This window comes from Corallococcus praedator, assembly GCF_003612125.1.
GTDB classification, from domain to species: domain Bacteria; phylum Myxococcota; class Myxococcia; order Myxococcales; family Myxococcaceae; genus Corallococcus; species Corallococcus praedator.
On sequence record NZ_RAWI01000130.1, the window covers coordinates 1 to 22,592 of the forward strand.

At 69.8% G+C, this 22,592-nt stretch carries 24 protein-coding genes; 12 read left to right on the plus strand and 12 right to left on the minus strand.

The features are described 5' to 3' along the window. The coding region (locus tag D7Y13_RS18380) for an ABC transporter ATP-binding protein (protein WP_120630736.1) at window positions 1–631 on the minus strand (631 nt) is incomplete at its 3' end. Window positions 632–650: 19 nt separating this feature from the next. Next, entirely contained in the window at window positions 651–2,216 is a 1,566-nt protein-coding gene (locus D7Y13_RS18385) for an alpha/beta hydrolase (protein ID WP_370451639.1), read from the minus strand. A gap of 136 nt (window positions 2,217–2,352) precedes the next feature. Here D7Y13_RS18385 and D7Y13_RS18390 point away from each other — a divergent pair, with 136 nt between their 5' ends. The 4 genes from D7Y13_RS18390 (at window position 2,353) to D7Y13_RS18405 (ending at window position 4,959) form a co-directional block, all read left to right on the plus strand. After that, window positions 2,353–3,198 (plus strand): LEA/WHy family protein, encoded by an 846-nt coding sequence (locus D7Y13_RS18390; RefSeq protein ID WP_120532181.1) that lies wholly within the window; start codon window positions 2,353–2,355, stop codon window positions 3,196–3,198. A 141-nt stretch (window positions 3,199–3,339) separates the two neighbouring features. Beyond that, window positions 3,340–3,732 carry an aspartate 1-decarboxylase gene (panD, locus tag D7Y13_RS18395; RefSeq protein ID WP_120532182.1) on the plus strand — a complete coding sequence of 131 codons (393 nt, stop codon included), beginning with the start codon at window positions 3,340–3,342 and terminating at the stop codon, window positions 3,730–3,732. 115 nt (window positions 3,733–3,847) lie between these two features. Beyond that, window positions 3,848–4,288 carry a hypothetical protein gene (locus D7Y13_RS18400; RefSeq protein ID WP_120532183.1) on the plus strand — a complete coding sequence of 147 codons (441 nt, stop codon included), beginning with the start codon at window positions 3,848–3,850 and terminating at the stop codon, window positions 4,286–4,288. A gap of 35 nt (window positions 4,289–4,323) precedes the next feature. Next, the gene (locus tag D7Y13_RS18405; protein ID WP_120582817.1) at window positions 4,324–4,959 is read left to right on the plus strand and encodes an EcsC family protein; all 636 of its coding nucleotides are present in this window, start codon (window positions 4,324–4,326) and stop codon (window positions 4,957–4,959) included. A gap of 42 nt (window positions 4,960–5,001) precedes the next feature. Here D7Y13_RS18405 and D7Y13_RS18410 read toward each other — a convergent pair whose 3' ends face one another. Next, a complete protein-coding gene (locus D7Y13_RS18410) occupies window positions 5,002–5,571 on the minus strand; it encodes a HEAT repeat domain-containing protein (protein ID WP_199732705.1) in 570 nt (189 codons plus the stop codon). Window positions 5,572–5,702: 131 nt separating this feature from the next. Beyond that, window positions 5,703–5,873, minus strand: coding sequence for a hypothetical protein (locus D7Y13_RS45750; RefSeq protein ID WP_158620307.1), 171 nt, complete (start codon window positions 5,871–5,873; stop codon window positions 5,703–5,705). A 355-nt stretch (window positions 5,874–6,228) separates the two neighbouring features. Here D7Y13_RS45750 and D7Y13_RS18415 point away from each other — a divergent pair, with 355 nt between their 5' ends. After that, entirely contained in the window at window positions 6,229–6,771 is a 543-nt protein-coding gene (locus tag D7Y13_RS18415; RefSeq protein ID WP_199732704.1) for a MarR family winged helix-turn-helix transcriptional regulator, read from the plus strand. 15 nt (window positions 6,772–6,786) lie between these two features. Here D7Y13_RS18415 and D7Y13_RS18420 read toward each other — a convergent pair whose 3' ends face one another. Both D7Y13_RS18420 and D7Y13_RS18425 read right to left on the minus strand, forming a co-directional pair. Beyond that, entirely contained in the window at window positions 6,787–8,496 is a 1,710-nt protein-coding gene (locus tag D7Y13_RS18420; protein ID WP_120582815.1) for a carboxypeptidase regulatory-like domain-containing protein, read from the minus strand. Window positions 8,497–8,502: 6 nt separating this feature from the next. Continuing rightward, entirely contained in the window at window positions 8,503–9,339 is an 837-nt protein-coding gene (locus tag D7Y13_RS18425; RefSeq protein WP_233595376.1) for an endonuclease/exonuclease/phosphatase family protein, read from the minus strand. A 265-nt stretch (window positions 9,340–9,604) separates the two neighbouring features. On the opposite strand from D7Y13_RS18425, the gene D7Y13_RS18430 reads away from it, so the two are divergent. The 6 genes from D7Y13_RS18430 to D7Y13_RS18455 all read left to right on the plus strand — a co-directional run bounded on the left by D7Y13_RS18430 (window position 9,605) and on the right by D7Y13_RS18455 (window position 14,349). After that, window positions 9,605–10,300 carry a flagellar biosynthesis protein FlhF gene (locus tag D7Y13_RS18430; RefSeq protein ID WP_120582813.1) on the plus strand — a complete coding sequence of 232 codons (696 nt, stop codon included), beginning with the start codon at window positions 9,605–9,607 and terminating at the stop codon, window positions 10,298–10,300. A 44-nt stretch (window positions 10,301–10,344) separates the two neighbouring features. Continuing rightward, entirely contained in the window at window positions 10,345–10,947 is a 603-nt protein-coding gene (locus tag D7Y13_RS18435; RefSeq protein ID WP_233595370.1) for a hypothetical protein, read from the plus strand. Between the two features lie 123 nt (window positions 10,948–11,070). Beyond that, window positions 11,071–11,712: a hypothetical protein gene (locus D7Y13_RS18440; protein ID WP_120532189.1), complete on the plus strand. Its 642-nt coding sequence runs from the start codon at window positions 11,071–11,073 to the stop codon at window positions 11,710–11,712. Window positions 11,713–11,843: 131 nt separating this feature from the next. Next, window positions 11,844–12,590 (plus strand): putative metal-binding motif-containing protein, encoded by a 747-nt coding sequence (locus D7Y13_RS18445; protein ID WP_120532190.1) that lies wholly within the window; start codon window positions 11,844–11,846, stop codon window positions 12,588–12,590. Between the two features lie 130 nt (window positions 12,591–12,720). Further along, window positions 12,721–13,692, plus strand: a complete 972-nt coding sequence (locus D7Y13_RS18450) for an Ig-like domain-containing domain (protein ID WP_120532191.1) — start codon at window positions 12,721–12,723, stop codon at window positions 13,690–13,692. A 93-nt stretch (window positions 13,693–13,785) separates the two neighbouring features. Continuing rightward, window positions 13,786–14,349 (plus strand): Uma2 family endonuclease, encoded by a 564-nt coding sequence (locus D7Y13_RS18455; protein WP_199732703.1) that lies wholly within the window; start codon window positions 13,786–13,788, stop codon window positions 14,347–14,349. A 16-nt stretch (window positions 14,350–14,365) separates the two neighbouring features. Here D7Y13_RS18455 and D7Y13_RS18460 read toward each other — a convergent pair whose 3' ends face one another. Beyond that, entirely contained in the window at window positions 14,366–15,196 is an 831-nt protein-coding gene (locus tag D7Y13_RS18460; RefSeq protein WP_120582812.1) for a hypothetical protein, read from the minus strand. Further along, window positions 15,193–17,700: a TonB family protein gene (locus tag D7Y13_RS18465; protein ID WP_120532193.1), complete on the minus strand. Its 2,508-nt coding sequence runs from the start codon at window positions 17,698–17,700 to the stop codon at window positions 15,193–15,195. The genes D7Y13_RS18460 and D7Y13_RS18465 overlap by 4 nt, the downstream gene beginning before the upstream one ends. Window positions 17,701–17,817: 117 nt before the next feature. Between D7Y13_RS18465 and D7Y13_RS18470 the strand changes: the two genes are divergently transcribed. Further along, window positions 17,818–18,717, plus strand: a complete 900-nt coding sequence (locus D7Y13_RS18470; protein ID WP_233595369.1) for a hypothetical protein — start codon at window positions 17,818–17,820, stop codon at window positions 18,715–18,717. 39 nt (window positions 18,718–18,756) lie between these two features. Here the strand turns inward: D7Y13_RS18470 and trxA are convergent, their stop codons facing one another. The 4 genes from trxA to nadE form a co-directional block, all read right to left on the minus strand. Next, entirely contained in the window at window positions 18,757–19,143 is a 387-nt protein-coding gene (gene trxA / locus D7Y13_RS18475) for a thioredoxin (RefSeq protein ID WP_120532195.1), read from the minus strand. 39 nt (window positions 19,144–19,182) lie between these two features. Continuing rightward, on the minus strand, window positions 19,183–19,506 hold the full coding sequence (locus D7Y13_RS18480) for an FKBP-type peptidyl-prolyl cis-trans isomerase (RefSeq protein ID WP_120532196.1): 324 nt from the start codon (window positions 19,504–19,506) through the stop codon (window positions 19,183–19,185). A gap of 194 nt (window positions 19,507–19,700) precedes the next feature. Continuing rightward, a complete protein-coding gene (locus D7Y13_RS18485) occupies window positions 19,701–20,828 on the minus strand; it encodes a hypothetical protein (RefSeq protein WP_199732702.1) in 1,128 nt (375 codons plus the stop codon). A gap of 192 nt (window positions 20,829–21,020) precedes the next feature. Next, a partial coding sequence (gene nadE / locus D7Y13_RS18490) for an NAD(+) synthase (protein ID WP_120582810.1) occupies window positions 21,021–22,592 on the minus strand: 1,572 nt, incomplete at its 5' end.

A 22,592-nucleotide genomic window follows, 5' to 3' on the forward strand; every position in this document is an offset into this window, starting at 1 on the left:
CCACCCGCCCCCGCGCCACCACCACGATGCGGTCGCACAGCGCGGCCACCTCCTGCATCACGTGGCTGGAGAACACCACGCAGCAGCCCTGCGCCTTGAGCTTGCGCAACAGCGTGCGCACCGACCGCGTGGCCATCACGTCCAGCCCGTTGGTGGGCTCGTCCAAGAGCACGTTGCGGGGCCCGTGCACCAGCGCGCGCGCCAGCGCCACCTTCACGCGCTCGCCCTGGCTGAAGCCCTCCGTGCGCCGGTCCGCGATGTCCTTCATGTCCAGCAGCTCCACCAGCTCCTCCACGCGCGCATCCAACGCGGCACCGGACAGCCCATGCAGCTCCCCGAAGTACCGGGCGTGCTCGCGCGCGGTGAGGCGCGGGTAGAGGCCGCGCGCATCCGGCAGCACGCCCAGCGCGCGCCGGGCCTTCTCCGGATCCTTCGCCACGTCCACGCCGTCCACGGTGGCGGTGCCACTGTCGGGGCGGATGAGCGTGTAGAGCATGCGCAGCGTCGTCGTCTTGCCAGCGCCGTTGGGGCCCAGCAGGCCGGTGATGACGCCGTCCTCCGCGGTGAACGTCACGTCCTCCACCGCCGTCACCTTGCCGAACTGCTTGTGCAGGTTCCTGGCTTCAATCATGGGCGCACGGAGTCCTGACCTACGGCACGGGGCCGGCGAAGGAGGTGAAGAAGGGCGGGCGCTTCAGGCCCTTCCCACAGTCGGGCGTGAGGCCCTCCACGCTGCCGCGCGTGAGCACCTCCGCCATCAGCGAGCGCGCGCAGTCCGCGCCCACCGTGTTGTGTCCCAGCCCCGGCACCACCACGTGCAGGCTGTGCGACAGCGTCCGCTTCGCCTCTTCACCCCAGGGCGGCGGCGTCACCGGATCCAGCTCGCCCGACAGCAGCAGCGTGGGGATGTCCGACACCACCGGCTCGCGGAAGCTCTTCGGCACGGTGGAGGAAGGCCACTGCGCGCACGCCTTCTTCACATCCAGCGCCATGCGCGAGCCGAACCAGGTGCCCTTCGCCTCGCGCTCGGCGTCCTCCGCCGTGAAGAAGGGCGCGTCCTCCGCGCACACCACCGCCAGGAACATGCCCCGGCTGGTGGTGCGCGCCACTTCATCCGTGAGGCCCAGCGACAGCGCGACGAAGGTCGTCCAGTCGTCCTTCGACGCGCGGTCCAGCATCAGCGGAACCAGCGACGCGACGTCCGGGCTGTAGAGCAGCGCGAACAGCTCCGCCGTGAAGACGCGCCGGGTGAGCACGAAGTCCTCCGCCACGCCCGTGCGCGGATGGGGCAGGCGCACCTTCGCGGGGGCGGCGTCCAGCTTCGCGAGCAGCGCCTCCGTGCGCGCTCTCAGGTCCGGGTACGCCGTCGCGCAGACGGTGTCCTTCGTGCACGCCTCCAGCAGCAGGTCCAGGGCGCGCTGCCCGTCGCGCGCGGCGTACAGCGGCAGGTACTGCCCCATGGGGGCGACACCATCCAGGATGGCGGTGCGCACGCGGTCCGGGTGCTGGCGCATGTACACCAGCGCCGCGCGCGTCCCGTAGGAGATGCCCCACAGGTTCACCTTCGCGTAGCCCAGCGCCTCGCGCACGTCGTCCAGGTCGTCCATCGCGATGGACGTGGTGTAGAGCCGCTCGTCCGCGTCCCAGCCCTTGCGGCACTGGGGCAGCACGTCCGCGTCCTCGCGGTCCGCGAAGCGCTCCGCCAGCGACACGCGCGAGGGATTGAGCGCGTCGCAGTCCAGCGGGTGCGAGTCCCCCGTGCCGCGCTGGTCCACGAAGATGATGTCGCGCTGACGGCGGATCCGCTCCAGCGCGGGAAGGATGCGCGTGCGCGAGGCCGCCTGTCCGGGCCCACCGGCCAGGAAGACCAGCGGATCCTCCTTCGGCTGCGACGCGAGCGCGGGCACCACCACCACGCGCAGGGAAATCTTCCGCCCCTTCGCCGCGGCCCGGTCCTCGAAGACCTCCAGCGTGCCGCACAGCGTCTGCGCCGCCACGCCGTCCAGACGGCACGGCTTCATGGCCATGCGCCGCACCGCGCCAGAGGCCGAGCCAGTGGCTCCCGGGGCCTCCGTGGGAGCCCCGCTGGAGGGACGGGAGCAGGCGGCCAGCGTCAGCAGCACCGTCAGCGCGAGCAGCGCCCACGGTCCTCGCGGGGGCCCGGCGGGCGCTCCCGGAGAGGTGGCGAGGGGGTGAGAGAAGATGCCACCTGTCACGGCGGGCCAACCTCCGGGCGCGGGGGAGTCCCTGGCCGCATACCACTGGTGTGCGGAAGGTGCACCCTCGCGCCGAAGGCCCGGTCCTGAACGCGATTGAATCCCGCGCGGCCAGGGTGCGTCCTCTGCTACGCCCATGCCCATGAAGAATCGCGCGTTCCTGGTTTTGTTCGCCCTGTCCATCACCATGCTCAGCGGCTGCGCCGCGCTCCAGAGCCTGCTCAACGGCGCCTTCAAGAAGCCCACGATGAAGTTCAAGACGGCGCGGCTGGCGAATGCGTCGCTGTCGGATGCCACGGTGGACCTGGTGTACGAGGTGGACAACCCCAACAGCCTGGGCCTGAAGCTGGCGTCGGTGGACTACGCCTTCTTCGTGGAGGGCAAGCAGCTGGTGGCGGGCAAGCCGAAGAACGGCATGAACCTCAAGTCCAACGGCAAGAGCGAGCTGGTGTTCCCGGCCAACGTGAAGTTCGCGGACATCGCGCCGGTGGTGACCACGTTCCTCAACAAGGACGCGGCGGCCTTCAAGGCCCAGGGCACGCTGGGCATCCAGACGCCGCTGGGCGTGCTGAAGTTCCCGCTGGAGAAGGAGGGCACGTTCCCCGTGCCCAAGATTCCCCAGGTGCAGTTCCAGTCCCCGCGCATCACCAACATCACGCTGAGCGGGGCCACGGTGGAGTTCCCCCTGGCCATCACCAACCGCAACAGCTTCCCCCTGCCGGTGGCGGGCATCACCGGCGCCCTCAAGGTGGCGGGCGCCAACGTGGGCACCCTGTCCACGGGCAACCTGGGCATGCTGGATGGCAGCGGGACCAAGCAGGTGACGCTGCCCCTGACCATCAACTTCGCGAGCGCGGCGTCGGCGGCCATGGCCCTGCGCTCGGGCGGCAACGCGCAGGTGAGCATGACGGGCAACCTGACGTCGGACGCTCAGTCCGTACCGCTGAACCTGAGCCAGCTCGTCAACTTCACCAAGAAGTAGGCAGGCACCCGTTCCCTGGGGGCCTTCCCCTTCGCGGGCGGGGGGCTTCCAGGGGAGCAGGCGGTGCGCGGGACACCGGGGATGTTGTCCCCAGCCCTGGGAGCCGTTACGGTTGCCCCGCCTCCAGAGGACCCCCCCGCCATGCGCCGCATCCTCTTCAAGTCCAAGATCCACCGCGCGACGGTGACCCAGGCCGACCTCGACTATGAGGGTTCGGTGACCATTGACCGGGACCTGCTCCAGGCCGCGGACATCCTCCCGTTCGAGAAGGTCGCGGTGTGGAACGTCACGCGCGGCACCCGCCTGGAGACGTACGCCCTGGAGGGTGAGTCCGGCAGCGGCGTCATCTGCATCAACGGCGCCGCTGCGCACCTCAACCAGCCGGGCGACCTGGTCATCCTGGCCACCTTCGCGGAGGTCGAGGAGGCGGAGCTGGCCAACTGGAAGCCCACGGTGGTGTTCGTGGACGGCAAGAACCGGGCGGTTCCCGGCATCACCGAGGAAATCCCCGGACCCGCGCGCCGTATCGCCTGAGGACGGACCCGGGGCCGGCTCCTTTTGCCGGCCTCCGCCCCGTCTGCCATGCTCCCCGCCCTTTCCTGTAGGCGTAGGGGCGTGGGCATCCCCCCGTCCCGGAGGTGGTGGCGCGATGAGGTGGACGTGGGCGGGCCTGCTGGCCCTGGCGTGCGTGGGCGCGGGCTGCAGGTCGGTGGGCTACCAGAAGGACCCCAACGACGAGGACGCGATGTCCTCGAACGTGCCGGTCTTCCCCGCGCCCCAGAAGAACCGCTGCGTCGCGCTGGGCAAGGCCTCCGTGCGCAGCGGGTGTGACGACGCGCTCTACCTGGCCAGTGAGTACACGCGGCGCCTGTCGGTGGGCGACGAGGTGTGCCTGGAGGGAGGCTTCGGCGAGGAGCCGGGCGCGGCGTGCAAGGCGCGCGCGTCGGTCATCGACACGGGGCCCGACCGGGTGAAGGTGGAGATCCGCCAGGCGCGGCCGGACTCGCGCTGGTTCCAGTCGGAGATGCGGCACGCCTGGTACGAGGAAGGCGCGCTGGTGGACCTGTACCTGGCCGAGCGGGGTTACTAGACGACGGGCCGCGAGCGCGGCCCAAGGAGGAGGACATGGCCTTCTACGACGGCGTGACGGAGCGGCTGGGCTTCATGAAGAAGCTCACCCCCGCGGAGCTGAAGAAGCTGGGCGCGATGCGCCTGTCGGACCTCATCCAGCAGGAGGTGGGGCGGGCCAAGGTGCGCGTGGCGGCGCTGGAGAAGCGCTACCCGTCCGCGAACACCAAGGAGCTGGCGCAGCGGCTGGTGGATGAGAAGAAGAGCCTGGCCAGCATGGTGGGCGGGGTGAGCGGCGTGTTCGGGCTCATCTCCCTGCCGGCGGACCTGGTGTTCATGGCCTACCTGCAGATCATCCTGCTCACCGACTTGGCCACGCTCTACAAGGCGAACCTCAAGACGGACCGCGCGCGCGGAGAGCTGCTGGACCTGTTCGGCTACGCGAACGGGCTGGGGCCGCTGCACCGCTCCGGACCCAAGGTGCTGGGGAAGCTGGCCGCGCTGCTGCTCGCCAAGGGCGGCATGAACACGCTGGGCCGGGCCATGCCGCTGGTCGCCGCGCCCATCACCGCGTACCTCAACAACCAGCACATCCAGATGGTGGGTGAGCAGGCCGTGCGCTTCTACGAAGGCTTCGACAAGGCGCACGCCAAGGCGCGGACCGCGAAGCGCAGGGCGGCGAGCGGGGACTGAGCCCCGGGCGCGGCGTTACATCCCGACGTCGCGCCAAGGACGTCAGAGCCCGTCCTTGAGGCGCTGCGAGTGCGCCCTCTCAATCCAATCAAGTGCCCTGGACGCCTCCTCGCCCACGGTGCCGACCCACCCCGGCGCCGGGGTCTGATCCGCCAACATCTCCTTCAGCACCGGAACGAGCGGGAGATGCCCGGTCGCGCCAAGCGTATTGACAGCACAGTAGCGAACCTCGGGCGAGGGGTCCTTCAGGGCCATGAGCAACGCTTCAACCGCGACCTCAGCCTCCCTCGAATCCATCTTCACTCCATGGAACATGTAGGACAGGCCCTCCGCGGCCTGTCCCCGTACCTTGGGTGCCTCCTGCGGGTCCGCGAGGATGCGGACCATGAGGTCCCACGTCCTGAGATCGGCGTGCCACGAGAGCGCATAGAGAATCCCATGCCTTGCATCCACATGACTCGCCACATCCAGCAACTCGAGCAGTCTCGATGTGGTCGACTTATCCGCCGACAGGGCCTTGGCCGCTGGAACGATGACACTGCGGTCTGGCCCCTGAATGTCCTTCAGCGCGGACTCGCGCTGCTCTTCCGACAGCGGTTCAGACCGTGCCATTTGAATTCCAGTTGTAGTTCCTGAAGAGAGTGCTTTTGGACCAGAGATGGACACACCAGCGCGGAGCACCTCACCGACGCATGGTCTCCTGCGCCCTGTAGAGAGGGGCCAGAAAAGTGGAGTTGCCCTCGTCAAAACGGCTTCCTTCCCTCGTACGCTGCCCAGATTGTTCGCTGCGTAGGGAAGTCCCGCACAGCGTTCTCCTCGCTGTTGAAGATCAGCGATTGAGTTCCATGCGCTCTCTCCACTTCTTTGAGGAGCATCCCGAGGCTGCGGTTGAGTGGCTTGAACTGCTCGAACATCGCCAACCCCCTTTGCTGGAAGCATTCCCCAAGGGGGCCCCTAGCGGACCTACCCAGGGCGAACGAACCGTATTCCCGCCACCTTGGTCTGCAACTCGCCTCCTCCAACTTGGCACCACTGACTACCGTGGGCAGGGCATGGGCAAATTACGGGCAACCACATCGCCCCTTTTCAACCCCCGAGGAGGAATGGAGCGCCCCGGGCCCTTTCACGAACTGAAAATCACCGTGTCCGACCCGACCGATATGTCCGTCACGTATCCACGTTGAGTCTCATGCGGGCCAAAGCCCGCGAAAACCCCAGGGCGGGACTGGCGTGGCCGGATGCTGGCCCATCCTCGGGATGGAGGGGTGGATGACGACGGAGCTCTCGGTGGATGTGCGTGTGCAGGTGGCGCGCTTGCGGAACCTCCTTGTCGACGCGGCCCGTTGCGGCGCCCTGGCCAGCCCCCTGGCGTCCCTGCCACATCCTCGCTGGGAGCCCTTGGAGCTCCAGGCCCTGTGGTGGCTGCGCGCGGAGTGTCTGCTGCCGGTGGGCGAGCTGGCCCATCGCCTGGGGGGACTCGCCATGCCCCGCTTGAGCCGGCTGGTGGACCGTCTGGAAGAGGGGGGACTCGTGCGCCGTGAACGCTCGGTGCGGCATGACCGCCGGCGCGTGCGCGTGCGCCTCACCGACGCGGGCCGCGCGGTCGCGGAGGAAACGGATGCGCTGGTGCAGGAGCGCATGGCGCGGCTGCTGGCCCCGCTCCAGGGCGAGACGCGCAGCGCCTTGATGGACGTCCTGGAGCTCTGGGTGGAAGCGCTCGGCGCCCAGGCGCGCGCCACCGAAGAAGAGGAAGAGGACGGAACCACGCCGCCCCTCGCCGCCGACGAGGTTCTAACGGCCTCCGCCGCCTGACCACGGCCCTCCAGCCTACAGCTTCACCTCAATGACGCCCGAGCGACGGCACGCCTCCACACCGTCGCCCTCCCAGGCCGGAAGGCCCTCCGCCTGCACCTCCACCGGGAGCAGGTCGGAGCGCACCGGCCCCAGGGGCCACCGTCCATCCGTGCGGGTCTCTCCGCGCACGGGCGGCATCGAGCGGTCTCCACCACCCGCCGTCACGAGCGCCCCGACCACGGGACGCCCTTCGTGCGTGACGCGCACCTCGCAGGAAGGGGCCGGGGTCTCTTCCGCCGTGAGTTTCACCTCGACGTCCGCGTCGTCCGCGCCCGCACGCGCCTCCGTGCTCGGGCGCAGCGCATACGGTGAGGACGCGGTCAGCACCCGGTATGCGCCGGGCTCCAGCAGGGACACCGCGACGTTGTCCTTCTCGGGGATGAACTCCTGCGTGGGCACATCGCTCCAGGCGCCTCGGGCATCGCGACGCTGGAGCAGGTACACCGGATAGGGGATCTGCGCCTGCGCTTGAAGCTGCGCTCGCGTGAAGCCATCCATCCGCAACACCAGCCACCGGTACACCGGCATGCGCCACACCACCTCCACCGTCCCGGCCATCTCCGCCGTGGGCGTGAAGGTGAACTCCGAATGCGACGGCGCCACCGGCCGCCCCGACTCCGCTTCCTCCCGCCACACCGTGAAGCGTGATGCACGCCAGGCCGGCACGTCCGGCACCGTGAAGCGCCCCTCCGCGTCCACCGCCACCTCCCGGCCCTCCTCCGTGCGCAACACCGCCGGCCCCGCGGGCCGTGACGTCTGGCCCAGCAGCACCCGGCCCCGCAGGGTGACCGCGCGGCCCACGCCTTCGGGAAACAGCCGCGCCACATCCAGCGTCACCGTGCCCACGGTGCCCTCGCGCAGCGGCACCTCCACCGGCCCCCCTTCCCTCCCCGACGGCGCGCGCAGCCACAAGCGCACCGCCCGGTCCGGAGGCAGCGGCGCCAGCACCGTGTCGCCATCCTTCACGAGCGGCACCGGCAGCCCGTCCTGGAGCGCCACCATCAACTCCGGCGCCACCAACCGCAGCACCACCAGCAGGGCACTGGCCCGCTCCGCGTCCGCCGGATCCACGTCGCGCTCGATGCGCACGGAGAACGTCCCCGCCTCATCCCTCGCCCCCGCCAGCCGCACGCGCACGCCCGTGGGCCGCGTCGCCCGCAGCACGCCCGCGTCCAGCGTCCCTGACTCCGGGGGCGAGGCCGGCACGTGGTCGCCCCACCAGAAAGTCCCGTCCGGCTCGAACGCGACCAACTGGTAGCGCGGCGCCGGAGGCACCTCCACCGGCCCCAGCACGCCTCCCTGCGCGGAAGCGGTGACGGGCGCGGTCACCCACCCGCGCACGTTGGCCAGGTCCTCCAGTCGCGAAGGCCCCGCGTGCTCCCCCCGCGCCTGCCCCTGCTTCCACCAACGCAGGTCCTCGTCGGTGATGAACGCCGCGCCCACGCGCGCCTCTCCGATGAACGGATGCGCGCCCTCCAGCGTCGCCCGCAGCCACAGGCCCGCGTCCGCCGCCTCCCGCGTCGCCACGGGAGGAACGACATCGCGCACGCCCGCGTCCGCGACCTCCACGGACGCGGACGGCACCGGGGCCACCAGCGGTTCGGGCTTCCGGGACGCCGCCCACCACGCGGCGAGGAGCACCGCGCACAGGAGCACCCCGGACAGGACCTGCTTCCAGCGCATCCGGCGTCAGTCCGTGTCGCTGCTGGAGTACAGGGACAGCCACACCGGCGCGTGGTCCGACAGCCGGGTGACGTAGTCCTGCGTGTTCCCGATGTAGTCGCGGCCCGCGCTGGAGAACTCCGTCACGTAGGTGTCCTGCACCCAGAAGTGGTCATACGCGTTGGCGAAGCCCCCGGTCGAGTTCAGCGTCGTGGGCGTGTCCAGCTTGCACGTCACCGCGGGCGACACGGCCTTCAGCTCGCTCCAGGAGGCGTGGGTGCAGGCCATGTTGTGGTCGCCCACCAGGATGACGTCCTGGTCGGTGCTGCTCGAGGACTGCACGGACGCGAACACCGCGTCGATGGCCTGCGCCTCCAGCTTGCGGTCCGCCGCCACGCCCCACACCGTGTGCCAGTTGAGGAACGTGTAGTCCGCGCCCGTGGGGACGTGGCGCACCTTCACCACCTGCGGCTCGCGCTCGAACAGGTCCCCCGTGTCGTTCCACACCGTGGAGGACAGGAGCGACACCGTGTCCGCCCGGTACAGCACCGCGTACGACTCCTTGTAGGACGAACGCCCGATGAGCGGCGTCACCGCCGCCGTCCACGTCACCCCCGACACCTGCGTCAGGTTCTGCGCGACGGCCTGCGCCGCCGCCGTGTTCATCACCTCCTGGAGGAACACCAGGTCCACGCCGTTGTTCGACGTGCTGCTCGAACCGAACTGGTTCCACAACTGCTGCGCGTCCTCCAGGTAGCTCTGCTCGGCCGCCCATCCCTCGTGGCGGAGGTTCCAGCTCACCACCCGAAGGTAGGAGGCCGCCTGCGACAACGCGGGGAGCACCAGCACGGTCAACACCAGCACACGCGACAAGAAGGACGACCCTCTCATACGACGGCACCTCGGGCCTGCGGGAAAGACAGCACCCCATCTTCCGCAAGCCCGGCCTCCAGGGACAGCAAACCTTTGTGGAAACGAGGTCACGTCCACCCCGTGACCCTTCCCTACCCAGGAGGCCGTCCCATAAATGCAACTTGATTGCATATGGATCTTGGTGGCATCTATTGCGGGCCCCTGGCTGATGGCGAGGCGGCTCGCGCACCGCCACCGGTGCGCCCTGAGGGGACCCATGAACCGCATCGTCTGGAGCGTCGGAGGCACAGGGGTGGTGCTGTCGTGTCTGGCGCTCGGCTGGCTCCAGCGCCCCGTGGAAGTTTCCGCCGACGCGGTCCCTGCCCTCCCCGCCGTCACGCGTCCGACACCCGTGAAGCCCGCCCCACGCCCCGTGACCGTCGTCCAGCCCGCGACAGTGCGGGAGGCCGCGCCCGCCGAGTCCCTGGCTGAGCTGGAGCCTCCCCCGGAGGCATTCCTGGACGCGGCGCTGAAGGTCCAGGGGCCGCCCCAGCCGGAGCTGAGAGGCCGCGCGCGCCGCGCCCTGCCGGACACGCGCGTGCGGCTGGTGAAGGCCCTGCGCGCGGACCATGCGAGCCCCCAGGCCCGCCGCGACGCGGTGCTCGCCGAACTCACGGCGTCCGGTGACAGCGAGGAGCCGTGGACGCAGGACGCTCGCGCCGCGCTGGATTCGTGGCACGAGCGCATCCGCCGGGACGTGCGGCCCGTCCAGGCGGAAGCCGCCCACTGCTACGCCGCGGGCTGCGTGTCGCGCGTCACCTTCCCGGACGAGGCGTCCTTTCGTGACGCCTGGGAACGCGCGGCCCGCCTCTCCCCCAGCGCGCACAGCGCCCACCTCCAGCTCCCGCCCGAACACCTGCCTTCGGGCGAGGTGCGCGTCCCGTGGCTCGTCCTGCGCCCGGACCGCTCCTGAGCCCTGCCCTCACACCCCGCAGCACCCATCCCAAGGAGCCCCCCATGAAGAAGCACCTGTCCACCCATGCCCTCGTCGCCGCCAGCGCGGTCTTCCTCCTCGCCGGTTGCGGCGCCACCGAGGAGCGGACGCCGCAAGCCGAAGCCCCCATCACCCAGCAGTCGGAGCTGCTCGCCGCCTGCCAGGACACGGAGGAGCTGGAGGAGGTCGCCGAGCACTCCTGCGTCCACGCCGAATACGGCCCCTTCGAGTCCGTCACCGCGGCGCCCCTCGGCGGTCCGTCCTTCGTGGACGTGAGCGTCGGGCACACCGCGTACAACGTCACCCTCCCGGCCATCACCTACAAGAACTGGACGCTGGGCTACGCGGGCTCCGTCATCTTCACGCCCGAGGAGTCCAACGAGTTCGCCCTCCTCACCTCCGGCCACCGCGCCGTCCGCATCGTCAACGCGGCCACGAATGAGGAAGTCGGCCTGGAGTGCCGCTACGAGGTCCCGCAAGAGGTCTGCGGCACCCTGCGCACCGCCGTCACCGCGGACCTGGAGGGTGGCATCGACTACCGCGTGGACTTCGCGGCCGTCGTCCCCCAGGCCGCCACCTTCCTGCTCGTCATCGAGGAGACGGCACACGAAGGCCACGAGGAGTAACCCCTCCACGGGCGTCTGAAAGAAGGCCCGGGACCGCCTCCGCGCGGCCGGGCCTTCCCGACATCCTAAAACTTCTGTATCTCAATTGCATCTACATCCAGACTCCAACCAGGAAGTCCTCCCATGCGCATCCCGTTCCGTGCCCTCCTCCTGGCCGGCAGCATCGCGGCGTTGACCGCCTGCGGAGGCGACGACGCCGGACCCGACGGCGGCACGCCGCAGGAGCAGACCGACCCGTGCAAGCCGAACGGGCACATCCACCGGGAGCCGGAGGGCGACTGGTGTCACTGCGACCGGGGCTCCCTGGCCAGCGAGCAGGGCCTGTCGTGCGTGCCGGACCCGGACTACGTCCCGCGCGAGGGCTTCGACTTCGGGGACAACGGCGAGCACGCCTGCTTCCACGTCGCGAATGGTCCCTTCTCCACCGTCACCGCATCCCCCGACCGGCAGCCGCGCGTGGACGACTTCCACACGCACTACACCGTGAAGTTGCGACAGGAGGGCGGCCAGTCCGTGGGCACGTTCAACTTCAAGGCGTGGGCCACCGGGGACTTCGTCCTCTACCTGAGCACCCCGGAGCTCGCCGTCACCGTGAAGGAAGGCGAGCGCGTCATCGAGCCCGTCGCCGCCCAGGCCACCGGTCCCTTCTGTGAAGGCCTGAAGCAGATGGTCGGCTACGAGCTGACCGACAAGGTCCAGTACACCGTCACCTTCGGCCCCACCGCGCTCACCGAACTCGGACTCGTCATCGAACACCTCCAGTGACCCGGGCCTGGAATCACCCGGGACACTATTGCAACTGAGTTACCTTTACGGCATGACTCAGAGTACCGGGCGCACCGGCGGCTTGAAGCCGCATGGCACCCCGCGCCCGGCATCCCGAAAGGAACACCCCCATGATGAAGACGAAGCGCATCGCGCTGAGCGCGCTGTTGTCGCTCGGCCTGGTGGCCTGCGGCCCGATGGAAGAGCCGGAGTCCACGTTCGAGGCCCAGGACTCGCAGGAGCTGGAGGCCGGCTGCACGTCGCTGGGCACGGGCATCACCACGCATGCGTGCGCCCACGCCGGCAACCCCACGGACCACGTGGCCATCACGGCGAGCGCCACGCGCACCACCAGCGCGCCCGCCATCAGCACGAAGCACAAGGCCTATGACCTCGCGCTGCCGTCCGGCGCGGAGGGTTCGGTGACGTACGTGCCGGCGACGACCGGCTCCTACGCGTTCTACCGGACGCAGAGCGTGCCCATCACCGTCGTCAACGGCAGCACCAGCGCCACGGTGGCCTCCGCGCTGACGCACGCCGTGTCGGCCTCCGGCTGCTCGCTCGTGTCCGTGTCCGTGTACGACCTGACGGCGGGCACGACGTACATCGTCGCGACGGGCCCGGCGACGGGCAATGCCATCACGGTGGTGCCGGAGTTCCTCAACGACACGCGCACCCGCTACTACCAGGACGCGGATGGCGACGGGTACGGCAACAACACCACCTCCGTCCTGACCGCGTGCACGCCGCCCTCCGGCTACACGACGCAGCGCTTTGACTGCAACGACACGCCGGGCTCGGGCGCCAGCGTCAACCCGGGCGCCGCTGAAATCTGTGGCAACGGCATCGACGACAACTGCGACGGGTCGCAGTGCTAGCGCGCTGAGCTTCCGTCCCACGCTGACGCGGACCTGAATCAGGTCTGCTCCCACGCTGGAGCATCTCCCCTCGGAAGGGTGCTCCGGCGTGGCCTTTCCTCCGTGCCCCTCCCCTGAAGGATCCACCCCGATGCGTCTGTCCTCCGCCGCCTTCCTGTTCGCTGCCTGCGCCGCGCTCGCCCTGACCGGCTGTGATGACGAAGAACCCACCGTCACGCCGGACGCCGGCACCTCGGCGGACGCTGGGTCCGACGCGGGCACCAGCGCCGACGCGGGCACCGAGCCGACCTCCACCGCCACCGTCACCACCTCTCAACCCACCGAAGGTGCCACGGAGGTCTACCCGCTGGAGCTGTACCTGGACACCTCCGGTGAGAAGCCGCTCATCGCCTTCCGCAAGGTGCTCTCGCTGACGTTCAGCGAGCCCATGGACCCGACCTTCGCCCAGGTGACACTGCGCGACCGCACGGACACCACGGTGCCGCCCCGCGTGCTCACCGGAAGCTGGTCCGGGGATGCGCGCACGCTCACCGTCACGGTGCCGCGCACCGAGGAGAGCAACCGGCCGCTGGAGGTCTCCACGCACTACGTCGTGGAGCTGACCGCGCTGAAGGACGGGGCAGGACGCGCGCTGGGACCCACCACTTCGGGCCTGGGCGACAGCGCGCTGGACTTCACGACCGGCGAGCGAGATCCAGCGATGGAGCACGCGTGCACGCACACGCTCGTCAACACGCCGGAGGTCGTCACCGCGGGCCGCACGCCCTTCGACTTCCCGCCCGACACGAACACCGGCCACGCGCGCTACGAAGTCACCCTGCGCTCGGGAGAGGCGGGCTTCGGGGGCTACACGGCCTTCATCTCCGACCCGGAGAACACCGAGCACGTCACGCTCTACTTGAGCCAGGAAGTGAACACGAAGGTCACCAACGACACGGCGGGAGGGACGGACGTGGTGTCGGTGCTCGCACCCGCCCGGTTCATCTGCGGGGGCATCACGCACACGCTCACCTTCACGTCCGCACCGGGCGATCAGATCTACCTGTTCCAGTTCGGACCGGTGCCGGCGGAGAAGTTTCAATTCGTGCTGGAGCGCGAGTAACCAGACATGTCCAGCGGGGAGGGGCCCACGTCCACCAGGACAAGGTCGCCCTCCCCGGCGGTCCGATGCGGCGAAAAGGGCGCGCTCGTTACGGTGAAGTCCCACCGCGAGGACTACCGCATGCGCCAGCCCGTTCCCCACAAGCCGCTCGATCCCCATGAGGAAGTGCAGACGCTGCCCCACTACCTGGTGGGCGAAGCGCTCGATGGCGTCCTCTACATCTCCTCGCCCTCCGTCGCGCGTCGCAAGGGGCTGTCGCCGCTGCTCGGCCGAGCGCCGGAGGGCTGGTGGTGGACCGCCGAGCCCCGGCTGCTGCTGGGCCAGGACGTGCTGGTGCCGGACCTGGCGGGCTGGGTGGGCGGACGGCCCCCGACGCTGCCCAATGGCTCCTTCATCGACCGCGCGCCGGACTGGATCTGCGAGGTGCTGTCGCCCGCCACCGCGAAGCTGGACCTGGCCACGAAGCTGCCCCGCTACGCCCGCGCGGGCATCCACCACGCCTGGGTCATCAACCCCGTGCACCACATCCTGGAGGTGTTCCGCCAGGAGCACGAGCGCTGGGTGTTGAAGAACGTCTTCGTCGACGAGGACCGCGTGCGCGCGGACCCCTTCGGGAACGTGGAGCTGACGCTGTCACCGTTCTGGCAGCCGGGCTGAGCCCCACCGCCCCCCTTCAGCCCTGGGGCTCCCATGCGCCGGTGAAGGCATCGAAGCGCCGCACGTTGACGCTCAGCGCGCGGTGCACCTGGGTCTCCGGCCCCACGTCCACGGGGGTGCCCTCCGCCGGCACCGTCAGCCGGTCGAAGCGCGTGCCCGTGAACCAGCGGTGCGGCTGCGCCTCCAGGCAGAACAACCCCTCGTCATCCAGGTCCGCCTGGATGGGAACGAAGTCCACGCGTTGCAGCTCCACGGGGGGCGGGAAGTCCATCGCGAGCCGGAAGGGCACGCGCGCCTCCGCCTGCGTCGCGACACCTTCCAGGAACAGGGTGCGCCCCTCCATCACGTCACCCTCCGCCCCCAGGGCCCGGGAGGGCGGCTGGAGCAGCAGCGACAATGAGCGCGCCAGGCCCGCGATGCCCGGGGAGTGTCCCAGCACCCGCGCCTGTCCCGGCTGCGCGAGCAGGTCGAACACCACCTCCCGGTCCCACTCCCCCAGCACGCGGCCTCCGGAGAAGAAGTCCCCTTCGTGCGCGTGCGCGGTGGGCAGCAGCAGGTCGCTCACGCGGCGCAGCAGGGCCTGGGGCTGCAGCGGCGAGGCCTTCTCGAACAGGTAGATGGGCCCCAGCACCATGCGCGCGGTGGTGAGCGCCACGCGCCAGCCCGTGTCGGTGGTGAAGACGCCGACGGTGTCCTCACCGGGTGCCATGGCCGTGCGCAGGCCCATGCGGAAGGTGATGCTCCGACCGCCGGTGCCGGACAGCCCGCAGGCGTGGACGCCCGCCACGAGCGCACCGCCCAGCAACCGCGTGAAGGCACGACGCGAGGGACGCAAGGCAGAGGTCATGGCCGGTCCTCCTGGAGGTCCAGGTACACGGTGAGGGTGCCGCGCACGGTGCGAGGGGCACCGGCGGAGAAGTGACGCGTGGCCAGCAGGGACGCGGGCGCGTCGGGGCCGCGGAAGTTGGACACGTAGTTGAACTCGGACTCGCGCCAGCGCGCGTCCAGCAGGTTCTCCACCGTCACGCCCAGCTCCACGGCGCGCCAGCGGGCCCGCGCCGCCACATCGAAGAGGAAGATGGATTCGCTGTAGCGGTCCAACGGCAGGGGCTTGGGCCCGATGGCGCTGTGGCCCAATGCCAGGCTCCACCCCACCGGCTGCCGGGCCACCGTGGTGGTGCCACGCCAGGCCGCGTCCACCCGGCCCAGCACCTGCGGGATGTACGGAATCACCGTGCCGTCCCACAGCCGCCACGAGGACGCACCGGGCACGGGCAGCGTGGCGCGGGCCCACGCGAGGCTCGCCTGCACGTCCAGCCGTTGGTTCCACTGGAAGCGCGCGGTGCCGAAGGCGCCCAGCCGCTGCGACGGACCGATGGGCTGGTTGCGCCCCGTCGTCTCGCTGAAGACCAGATCCTGCGACACGCGCGTGGCGAACACCGCGCCCCGGACCTCCAGCGCGGAGTCCCCCGCGTCGTCGCGCCAGTGCCAGCCCAGTCCCGTCTCGCCGGAGGTCACCCGCGCGTAGGGGGCGAACTCCGCGTCGGACAGCCCCGCCGCGTCGCTGGAGCGCGCGCCCAGGCCCGCGCTGGTGAGCCAGGTGAGGCGCGGCGTCAGGCGTACTTCCGCGCTGGCGCGGGGGCTGGCGAAGAACCCGTAGGCCTCCACCGACTCCTCGGGGATGCGCGAGCCCTGCCGGTCCGACTCCGGACGGTTCAGGTCCTCCACGCCGAACAGGAAGGTGTCCACGCGCACGCCGCCCCGGAGCGTGAGCCATTCCATGGGGGCCCCGCGCAGTGACAGGTACGCGCCCAGGTTCGTGGTGCGCACCTGATTGTCGAAGATGGTGGCGTACGGTGCGCCCCCCTTGTCGCGCAGGCGCCGCGCGCGGGTGTGCACGTTGTCGTAGCGGGCCACATAGCCCAGTTCCACCGGCTGGGGCTGACCGGCCCAGGTGAGGCCCGGTGTGTAGCGCCCGCGCAGACCCACGGTGGTGCCCTGGTAGGACTGTTCCGTGTTGTCGCCGCGCTGCGCCTCTCCGACCGGGGGCGTGTCCTGGAGGAAGCCGGTGAAGTTCTCGCGGCTGCGCATCTGGCGCGCCACCGCGAAGGCCTGTTGCACGAAGCGCCCACCGCGCTCCAGCCGCGACACCAGCTCCACGGACGCGAGGTGCCGCTGGCTCGCGCCGCCCTGGTTCGGGTCATAGAGGCAGAAGAACTGCGAGTCCGCGTCCGCGTCACAGGGCAGCCGCGCGTCCACGACGTCCGTTTCGCGCACCACGCCGGCGGTGGAGAAGCGCGCGCCGTAGCTGGCACCGAACAGGCGCAGCCGCGTCTCCGGGCCCAGGCGCAGCTCCGTCTGGGCCATGAGGCCCGCGTTCGCGTACGCGCGGTTGGGGCCGAAGCCGTGGCCCTGGCGCAGCAGCACGCCGACGAAGGTGGCGTCGGTGGACTCGGGAGGACCCCATACCAGGGACAGCCGGCGCGACGCGAAGCTGCCGTAGCTGGCGGACGCGGTGATGCCCCGGCGTTCCAGCCCGAGCTGGTAGTCCACGGTGCCCGCAACGCCGAAGTCGCCCTGGGAAGGGTCATAGGGCCCCTCCGTCACACGGAGCGACTGCACCAGCTCCGGGATGATGAAGTACGTGTCCGCGTAGCCGTGACCGTGGGCATGGGAGACCTCGTTGAGAGGCACGCCGTTGAGGCGCATCTCCACGTCCTTGCCCTCGCCCGCGTCGAAGCCGCGCAGGTAGAGGGTCTCCGCGTGGCCTTCCCCCCCGTGGTTGGCGAGCATCACGCCCGGCGCCAGCAACAGCAGGTCCGTGGCCGAGTTGCGGGGCACGTCCGCGAGCTGCCCCACCGTGATGTGGAAGTCCCCCACCGCCACGGGGGGCGGGGCAACGGATTGGCCGCGCACCGTGGTGGAGAACGACGGCGGCTTCGGGTCCGGAGAAGAACCACCACCGTCATCAGCGGGTTGCGTGACGTCCGTGTTTTCGGCACGCGGCGCGGCTCCTGCGTCAGAAGGTGGCACCACCGGCTCGAACGTCACCGGCACGTCCACCTGGACCTCCAGCGGCACCTCCCCCCGGCGCGCGGGCTCGAAGCGCCAACGCAGGGCCGCCGCCATCGCGGCCCGGTCGAACGCCACGCCTGCCGACTCGCGCACGTCCACCCGCGACACCTCGCCCCTGTCGTCGAGCGTCAGCCGCAGCAACACCCGCACGGGCTGCGTCAACGCGGGGACGTCCGCCGGCATCACCGGCGGCGCGGCCTCCACGGGTACGGGGGGAGTCACGGGCACTTCGGGCGACGCGCTCAGCAGCCAGAGCACCAGCGTCGGAATGAACACAGGCAACGACCTCGCTCCACGGTGACCACCCGACGCAGGCGGTCCCCCAGACAGCGACCCGTGGATATCGCAACCCACACTTGACTTGCAACCACGTTACAAATACCAACCAGATGCATGAAAACCCAAGGCAACCCGGTCCGATGGAGGCGGCTCCCCCTGCTGCTGGGGGCCGTGGCGCTCGCGGCCACCGGCTGCGGTGAGACGGCGGCCCGGGGCGACGTGCGCCTGACGTTGAGCGGCGGAGACGGCACCCAGCGCGGCTACGCGGACCACCTCTTCCAGGACGGCTGGTCCGTGCAGTTCAGCAAGTACCTGGTGTCCGTGGGGGACTTCACCCTCACCTCCGCGGCCGGCGACGTGCACGCGTCGCCAGAGCACGTGCTGGTGGACGTGCAGAAGGAGGACGTACCGCTCACCGGGCTGACGGGCCTGGAGGCCGGGCGCCACCAGGTGTCCTTCCGCGTGAGCCCTCCGGAGGCCCGCACCGTGGCGGGAGTCTCCGTGTCCGCCGACGACCTGGCGATGATGCGCGAGCGCGGCTTCAGCTACTTCGTGGAGGGGCGCGCGCAGAACCGCGACCCCGCGCTGGGCCTCTACACCTTCCGCATGGGCTTCCCCGTCAACGCGCGGATGGTGGACTGCATCAACGGCGTGGATGGGACCCAGGGCCTGGTCGTGCCGGAGAACTCCGTGGCGGAGGCGGAGATCACCATCCACGCCGAACACATGTTCTACGACCGGCTGGGCACCCACCGGGGCGTGCAGCTTCGCTTCGAAGCCATCGCCGCCACCGCGGACGCGAACCACGTCATCACCCCGGAGGGGCTGTCATCCCAGGACCTGCTGGACCTGCACGGGCTGGACGGCGGTGAACTCCGGGATGCCCAGGGGCAACCCGTCGTCTACCAGCCCGGCGCCCATGACCTGCGGACGCTCCAGGCCTTCGTCACCCAGAGCATCGTGGATCAAGCGCACCTGAATGGCGGCGGGGTCTGCACGCCCACCGCACCGTAGGCGCCTGCCCGTGGACACGGGCAGGGGCCCGGCTGGACGTCAGGCCTCGGGAGAGCCGCCCTTGGCCTTGCGCTGCTCCTCGACCTCGCGCTTCACGTCATCCATGTTCAGCGCGCGGACCTGCTTGATGAGGTCCTCCAGCGCCGCCTGGGGAAGCGCGCCCGGCTGCTCGAACAGGAGGATGCCGTCCCGGAACACCATCAGCGTGGGGATGGAGCGGATCTGGAAGGCGCCAGACAGGTCCGGCTGCGCGTCGGTGTCGATCTTCCCGAACGCGATGTCCTTATGCAGCTCGGACGCCTTCTCGAAGACGGGCGCGAACGCGCGGCACGGGCCACACCAGGTCGCCCACCAATCCAGCACGACGATGCCGTTCTTGCCCACCGTCTCCTTGAAGTTGTCCTTCGTGATCTCGAGCGTCGCCATGAACGGCCTCTCTTTTTCCAGAGTCCTTGAAGTCAGGTCCTAACCAACCGTCAACAGCTCCACCTCGAACAGCAGCGTGGCGTTGGGGGGAATCACGCCCGCCGCGCCGCGAGCGCCGTAGCCCAGCTCCGGCGGGATGGTGAGCTTGCGCACGCCGCCCACCTTCATGCCGGCGACGCCCTGGTCCCAGCCCTGGATGACGTGGCCCGCGCCCAGGGGGAACGAAAAGCCCTGTCCCCGGTCCCGGCTGCTGTCGAACTTCTTGCCGTCGGTCAGCGTGCCCACGTAGTGCACGGTCACCTTCTTGCCCGCCGTGGCCTCCGCCCCGGTCCCCACCTTCACGTCTTCGATCTTCAAGCTCATGTGCATGACTCCTAGGGCGGGAATCCACCCAGGAAAAGTGCGCACTTTAACGGCGTTCGCAGCCTCCCGCCGCCCTGAATGGTCGCCCGCTCGGTGAAAAAAGCAGGATGAAAAAAGAGAGCGGCGGCGGGGCTCCCGTTTCCGGGCTCCCCGCCGCCAGCTCCTGCCATGGATGTCGTCATTCAGGCTTCAGGTCAGAACGTGCCACCCACGTTCAGCGACGCGTTGTAGCTACCACCGCCCGACGGATCGCCGCCGCTCTCGATGTTGGGAGCGAACTGCTTGTCGAACAGGAAGTTGTAGGAGCCACGCAGGTCCGCCGTGAAGTGACCGAAGTGGCCGCGCACACCCACACCCGCGGGCACGTTGCCAACGGTGTCATCGCTGTAGCCCAGCGCTTCACCGCCGCGGAAGTGGTAGTTGCTGATACCGATGCCGCCCAGCAGGTACGGCTGCACCGGCGTCGGAGCGATGGCGAGCGTCAGGGCCGCCTGACCACCATTGCGGACCAGGTCCGGACCGTCGTCGGCACCGAAGACCCCCGCGTCCTTGATGTTGTTCAAGGCGCCGGAGTAACCGACTTCAATGCCCAGCACGGACGTCGGCTTGATGGACGCCGTCACGCCCGCGGAGGGACCCGGGGCCAACTGCGGAGCCAGGGCGCCGGTGTAGCCTTCCACACCGCCACCGATGAGCAGCGTCAGGCCCTTGGTGTCGCTCTTGCTCTTCTTCTCCACCTCCAGCGGCTCGATGTCCTCGTTCGCCGTCGCCGAGGGACGGAAGTCCGTCGACTGAGACGGCGCCGCGACGCCGCTGCCACCCGTCGCATCCGAGCTGGACGACGTGCCGGACAGCGAACTGTCGCTGGTGCTCATGTCGTCACTGGGGGGAGGCGGAGCGGCCGGAGGCTCCGCCGCGGGAGGCGGAGGCGGGGTGGGCGTGCTCGACTGCGGCTCCATGACGCTGCCGCTGCCACCCGTCCCTGGCTGCTCCACCGGCTCGCAGCGCATCGGCTGGTTCAGGTAGATGGCACCACTGCCCCCGGTGCCGCTCTGCTTCAGGTCCTGGTCGGTGGTGCCCAGGCTCTTGGAGTCGTCCATGGACGACGAACCGCTGCCTCCCGTCCCCTGGAGCGACTCATCCAGCGGCGCCTCCTCGATGATGACGTCCTCCTCCTGCACCTTCTCAGGAGCCACCTGGGCCGTCGTGTCCTTGTCCTTGTGGACCGCGGCCTGCCCTGGAGGGCAATCCTTCTCCGCCGCCGCCGCACCCGTTCCGTACATGAGCGCCGCGATGGCGCCCGCCAGAATCTTCGCTTTCATCCCATACCTCCATCGTCGACTGACTGACATGAAGGTTGTCGTGCGAGCCACATCCGGCAACCCGTTGAATGGGAATCAAGGACAGCCGACCCGCCTGTCCGCCCAGCAGGCGGGGAGACGTGGTTTCAGAGCCACTTCACGGGGGAGGAAGGCTTGTCCGCCTCCCTCCCCTGCGTCAATGGCAGACACGCTTCATGCGTCGCGCAGCCACGCCGAACCGGTGACGACAGGCAATTGCAGCGCGCGTTCACGGTCCAGGTCCAGGTTGCCGATGTGCAGCGACAGCGGGGCCTGCACCCACTTGTAGATGGACTGGTGGAACAGCTTCACGAAGCGGTCCACGTAGCTGGACAGCCGCTGTGCCTCCACCTCCGGGAACATCGCGGTGAGCGCGGTGCGCATCTCCGACGGCGTGAGCTTCTCACCCGCGTGCAGGTAGAAGCACGCGTCCAGGATGGGGAAGGGCATCAGCTCCTCCTCGCCCACCTGGTCGTGCGCGAGCTCCGGGCCCGCGGGCTTGGCCAGCACCTTGCGGATGCCCTCGTAGCCGGTGGTCTCCTGCAGGTAGTCCAACAGGTACATCACCACCGTCTTGGGCACGTTGGCGATGACCGCGAGCGCGCCCATCAGGTCGCCGCCGATGGTGGTGTAGCCCACCGACTTCTCGCTCATGTTGCCCGTCTGGAGGAACAGCCCGCCGCAGGAGTTGCTCCAGTTCCACATGCGCTGCGCGCGGATGCGGGCCTGGATGTTCTGCTCGGTGATGGGCGTGAGCTTCGTTTCGCCCAGCATCTGCTGCGCGGCGGCCTTCTCCCGTTCAAAGGCCTCCTCGATGGACACCACCTGGAAGGGCACGCCCAGCTCGCGCGCGATGGTCTCCGCCGCGTCGCGCGTCTGCTGACTGGAGTAGGGGCTGGGCATGTAGAACGCCTGGATGAGCGAGCCCGGGTTGTCCGGCCGCGCGCGCTTCGCGTACCGGTGCGCGATGAGCAGCGTGAGCAGCGAGTCCCGGCCGCCCGACAGCGCGATGCCGAACAGCTTGAAGGCGCGCGTCTTCTCGAAGTAGTCGCCCACGCCCAGCGCCAGCGCGTCCAGGATGTCCTCGCACAGCGCCACGCGCGCGGGGCGGCGGGTGTCCGGCGCGGGCAGGAAGAAGCTGCGGTGCGCGGGCACCGGGTAGGCCAGCGTGTCGCGCTTCGTCTTCACCTGCGTGCAGTCCACGGTGGGCACCTTCTGCCCGCCGGACGTCACCCAGGACTCGCGGTCCACGCGCCAGGTGGTGTTCTCCGTGCGCAGCCGCAGCGTGCGGTCCAGGTCCACCACCGCCGTGGTGTAGCCCTCCTGGAAGCGCGGCGTCTCCAGCACGGGGCGGCCGTTCTGGTTGATGAAGCCGCCGCCGTCGAACACGAGCCCGTCGTTGCTGCCCACCGCGTTCGCGTACGCGATGGTGACCTGGTGGTCGGAGGCTCTCGTGGCCAGCAGCTCACGCCGCGTGTCCCAGAAGCCCAGCCGGAAGGGGGACGCGGACAGGTTCACCACCAGCTCTCCGCCGGAGTACGCGCGGCGGCGCATGGGGCCATCCGCGCTCCAGATGTCCTCGCACACCTCCGGCGCCACCACGCCGAAGTCGAACTGGAACAGGTAGTCGCCCAGCGGCACGCCCCGGTGCGTCTCCGCCATGCCCGGCTGGCCGTGGCCGAACGTGCGGCCCTCGTAGAAGACGTTGTAGGTGGGCAGCTTCTCCTTGGGCACGAGCCCCAGCAC

Excerpts from the sequence above, each read along its gene's own strand:
- D7Y13_RS18390 (WP_120532181.1), top strand. The coding sequence starts at position 2,353 with ATGCCCATGAAGAATCGCGCGTTCCTGGTTTTGTTCGCCCTGTCCATC.
- panD (WP_120532182.1), top strand. The coding sequence starts at position 3,340 with ATGCGCCGCATCCTCTTCAAGTCCAAGATCCACCGCGCGACGGTGACC.
- D7Y13_RS18400 (WP_120532183.1), top strand. The coding sequence starts at position 3,848 with ATGAGGTGGACGTGGGCGGGCCTGCTGGCCCTGGCGTGCGTGGGCGCG.
- D7Y13_RS18405 (WP_120582817.1), top strand. The coding sequence starts at position 4,324 with ATGGCCTTCTACGACGGCGTGACGGAGCGGCTGGGCTTCATGAAGAAG.
- D7Y13_RS18410 (WP_199732705.1), bottom strand. The coding sequence starts at position 5,571 with ATGGCACGGTCTGAACCGCTGTCGGAAGAGCAGCGCGAGTCCGCGCTG.
- D7Y13_RS45750 (WP_158620307.1), bottom strand. The coding sequence starts at position 5,873 with ATGTTCGAGCAGTTCAAGCCACTCAACCGCAGCCTCGGGATGCTCCTC.
- D7Y13_RS18415 (WP_199732704.1), top strand. The coding sequence starts at position 6,229 with ATGACGACGGAGCTCTCGGTGGATGTGCGTGTGCAGGTGGCGCGCTTG.
- D7Y13_RS18420 (WP_120582815.1), bottom strand. The coding sequence starts at position 8,496 with ATGCGCTGGAAGCAGGTCCTGTCCGGGGTGCTCCTGTGCGCGGTGCTC.
- D7Y13_RS18430 (WP_120582813.1), top strand. The coding sequence starts at position 9,605 with ATGAACCGCATCGTCTGGAGCGTCGGAGGCACAGGGGTGGTGCTGTCG.
- D7Y13_RS18435 (WP_233595370.1), top strand. The coding sequence starts at position 10,345 with ATGAAGAAGCACCTGTCCACCCATGCCCTCGTCGCCGCCAGCGCGGTC.
- D7Y13_RS18440 (WP_120532189.1), top strand. The coding sequence starts at position 11,071 with ATGCGCATCCCGTTCCGTGCCCTCCTCCTGGCCGGCAGCATCGCGGCG.
- D7Y13_RS18445 (WP_120532190.1), top strand. The coding sequence starts at position 11,844 with ATGATGAAGACGAAGCGCATCGCGCTGAGCGCGCTGTTGTCGCTCGGC.
- D7Y13_RS18450 (WP_120532191.1), top strand. The coding sequence starts at position 12,721 with ATGCGTCTGTCCTCCGCCGCCTTCCTGTTCGCTGCCTGCGCCGCGCTC.
- D7Y13_RS18460 (WP_120582812.1), bottom strand. The coding sequence starts at position 15,196 with ATGACCTCTGCCTTGCGTCCCTCGCGTCGTGCCTTCACGCGGTTGCTG.
- D7Y13_RS18470 (WP_233595369.1), top strand. The coding sequence starts at position 17,818 with ATGAAAACCCAAGGCAACCCGGTCCGATGGAGGCGGCTCCCCCTGCTG.
- trxA (WP_120532195.1), bottom strand. The coding sequence starts at position 19,143 with ATGGCGACGCTCGAGATCACGAAGGACAACTTCAAGGAGACGGTGGGC.
- D7Y13_RS18480 (WP_120532196.1), bottom strand. The coding sequence starts at position 19,506 with ATGAGCTTGAAGATCGAAGACGTGAAGGTGGGGACCGGGGCGGAGGCC.
- D7Y13_RS18485 (WP_199732702.1), bottom strand. The coding sequence starts at position 20,828 with ATGAAAGCGAAGATTCTGGCGGGCGCCATCGCGGCGCTCATGTACGGA.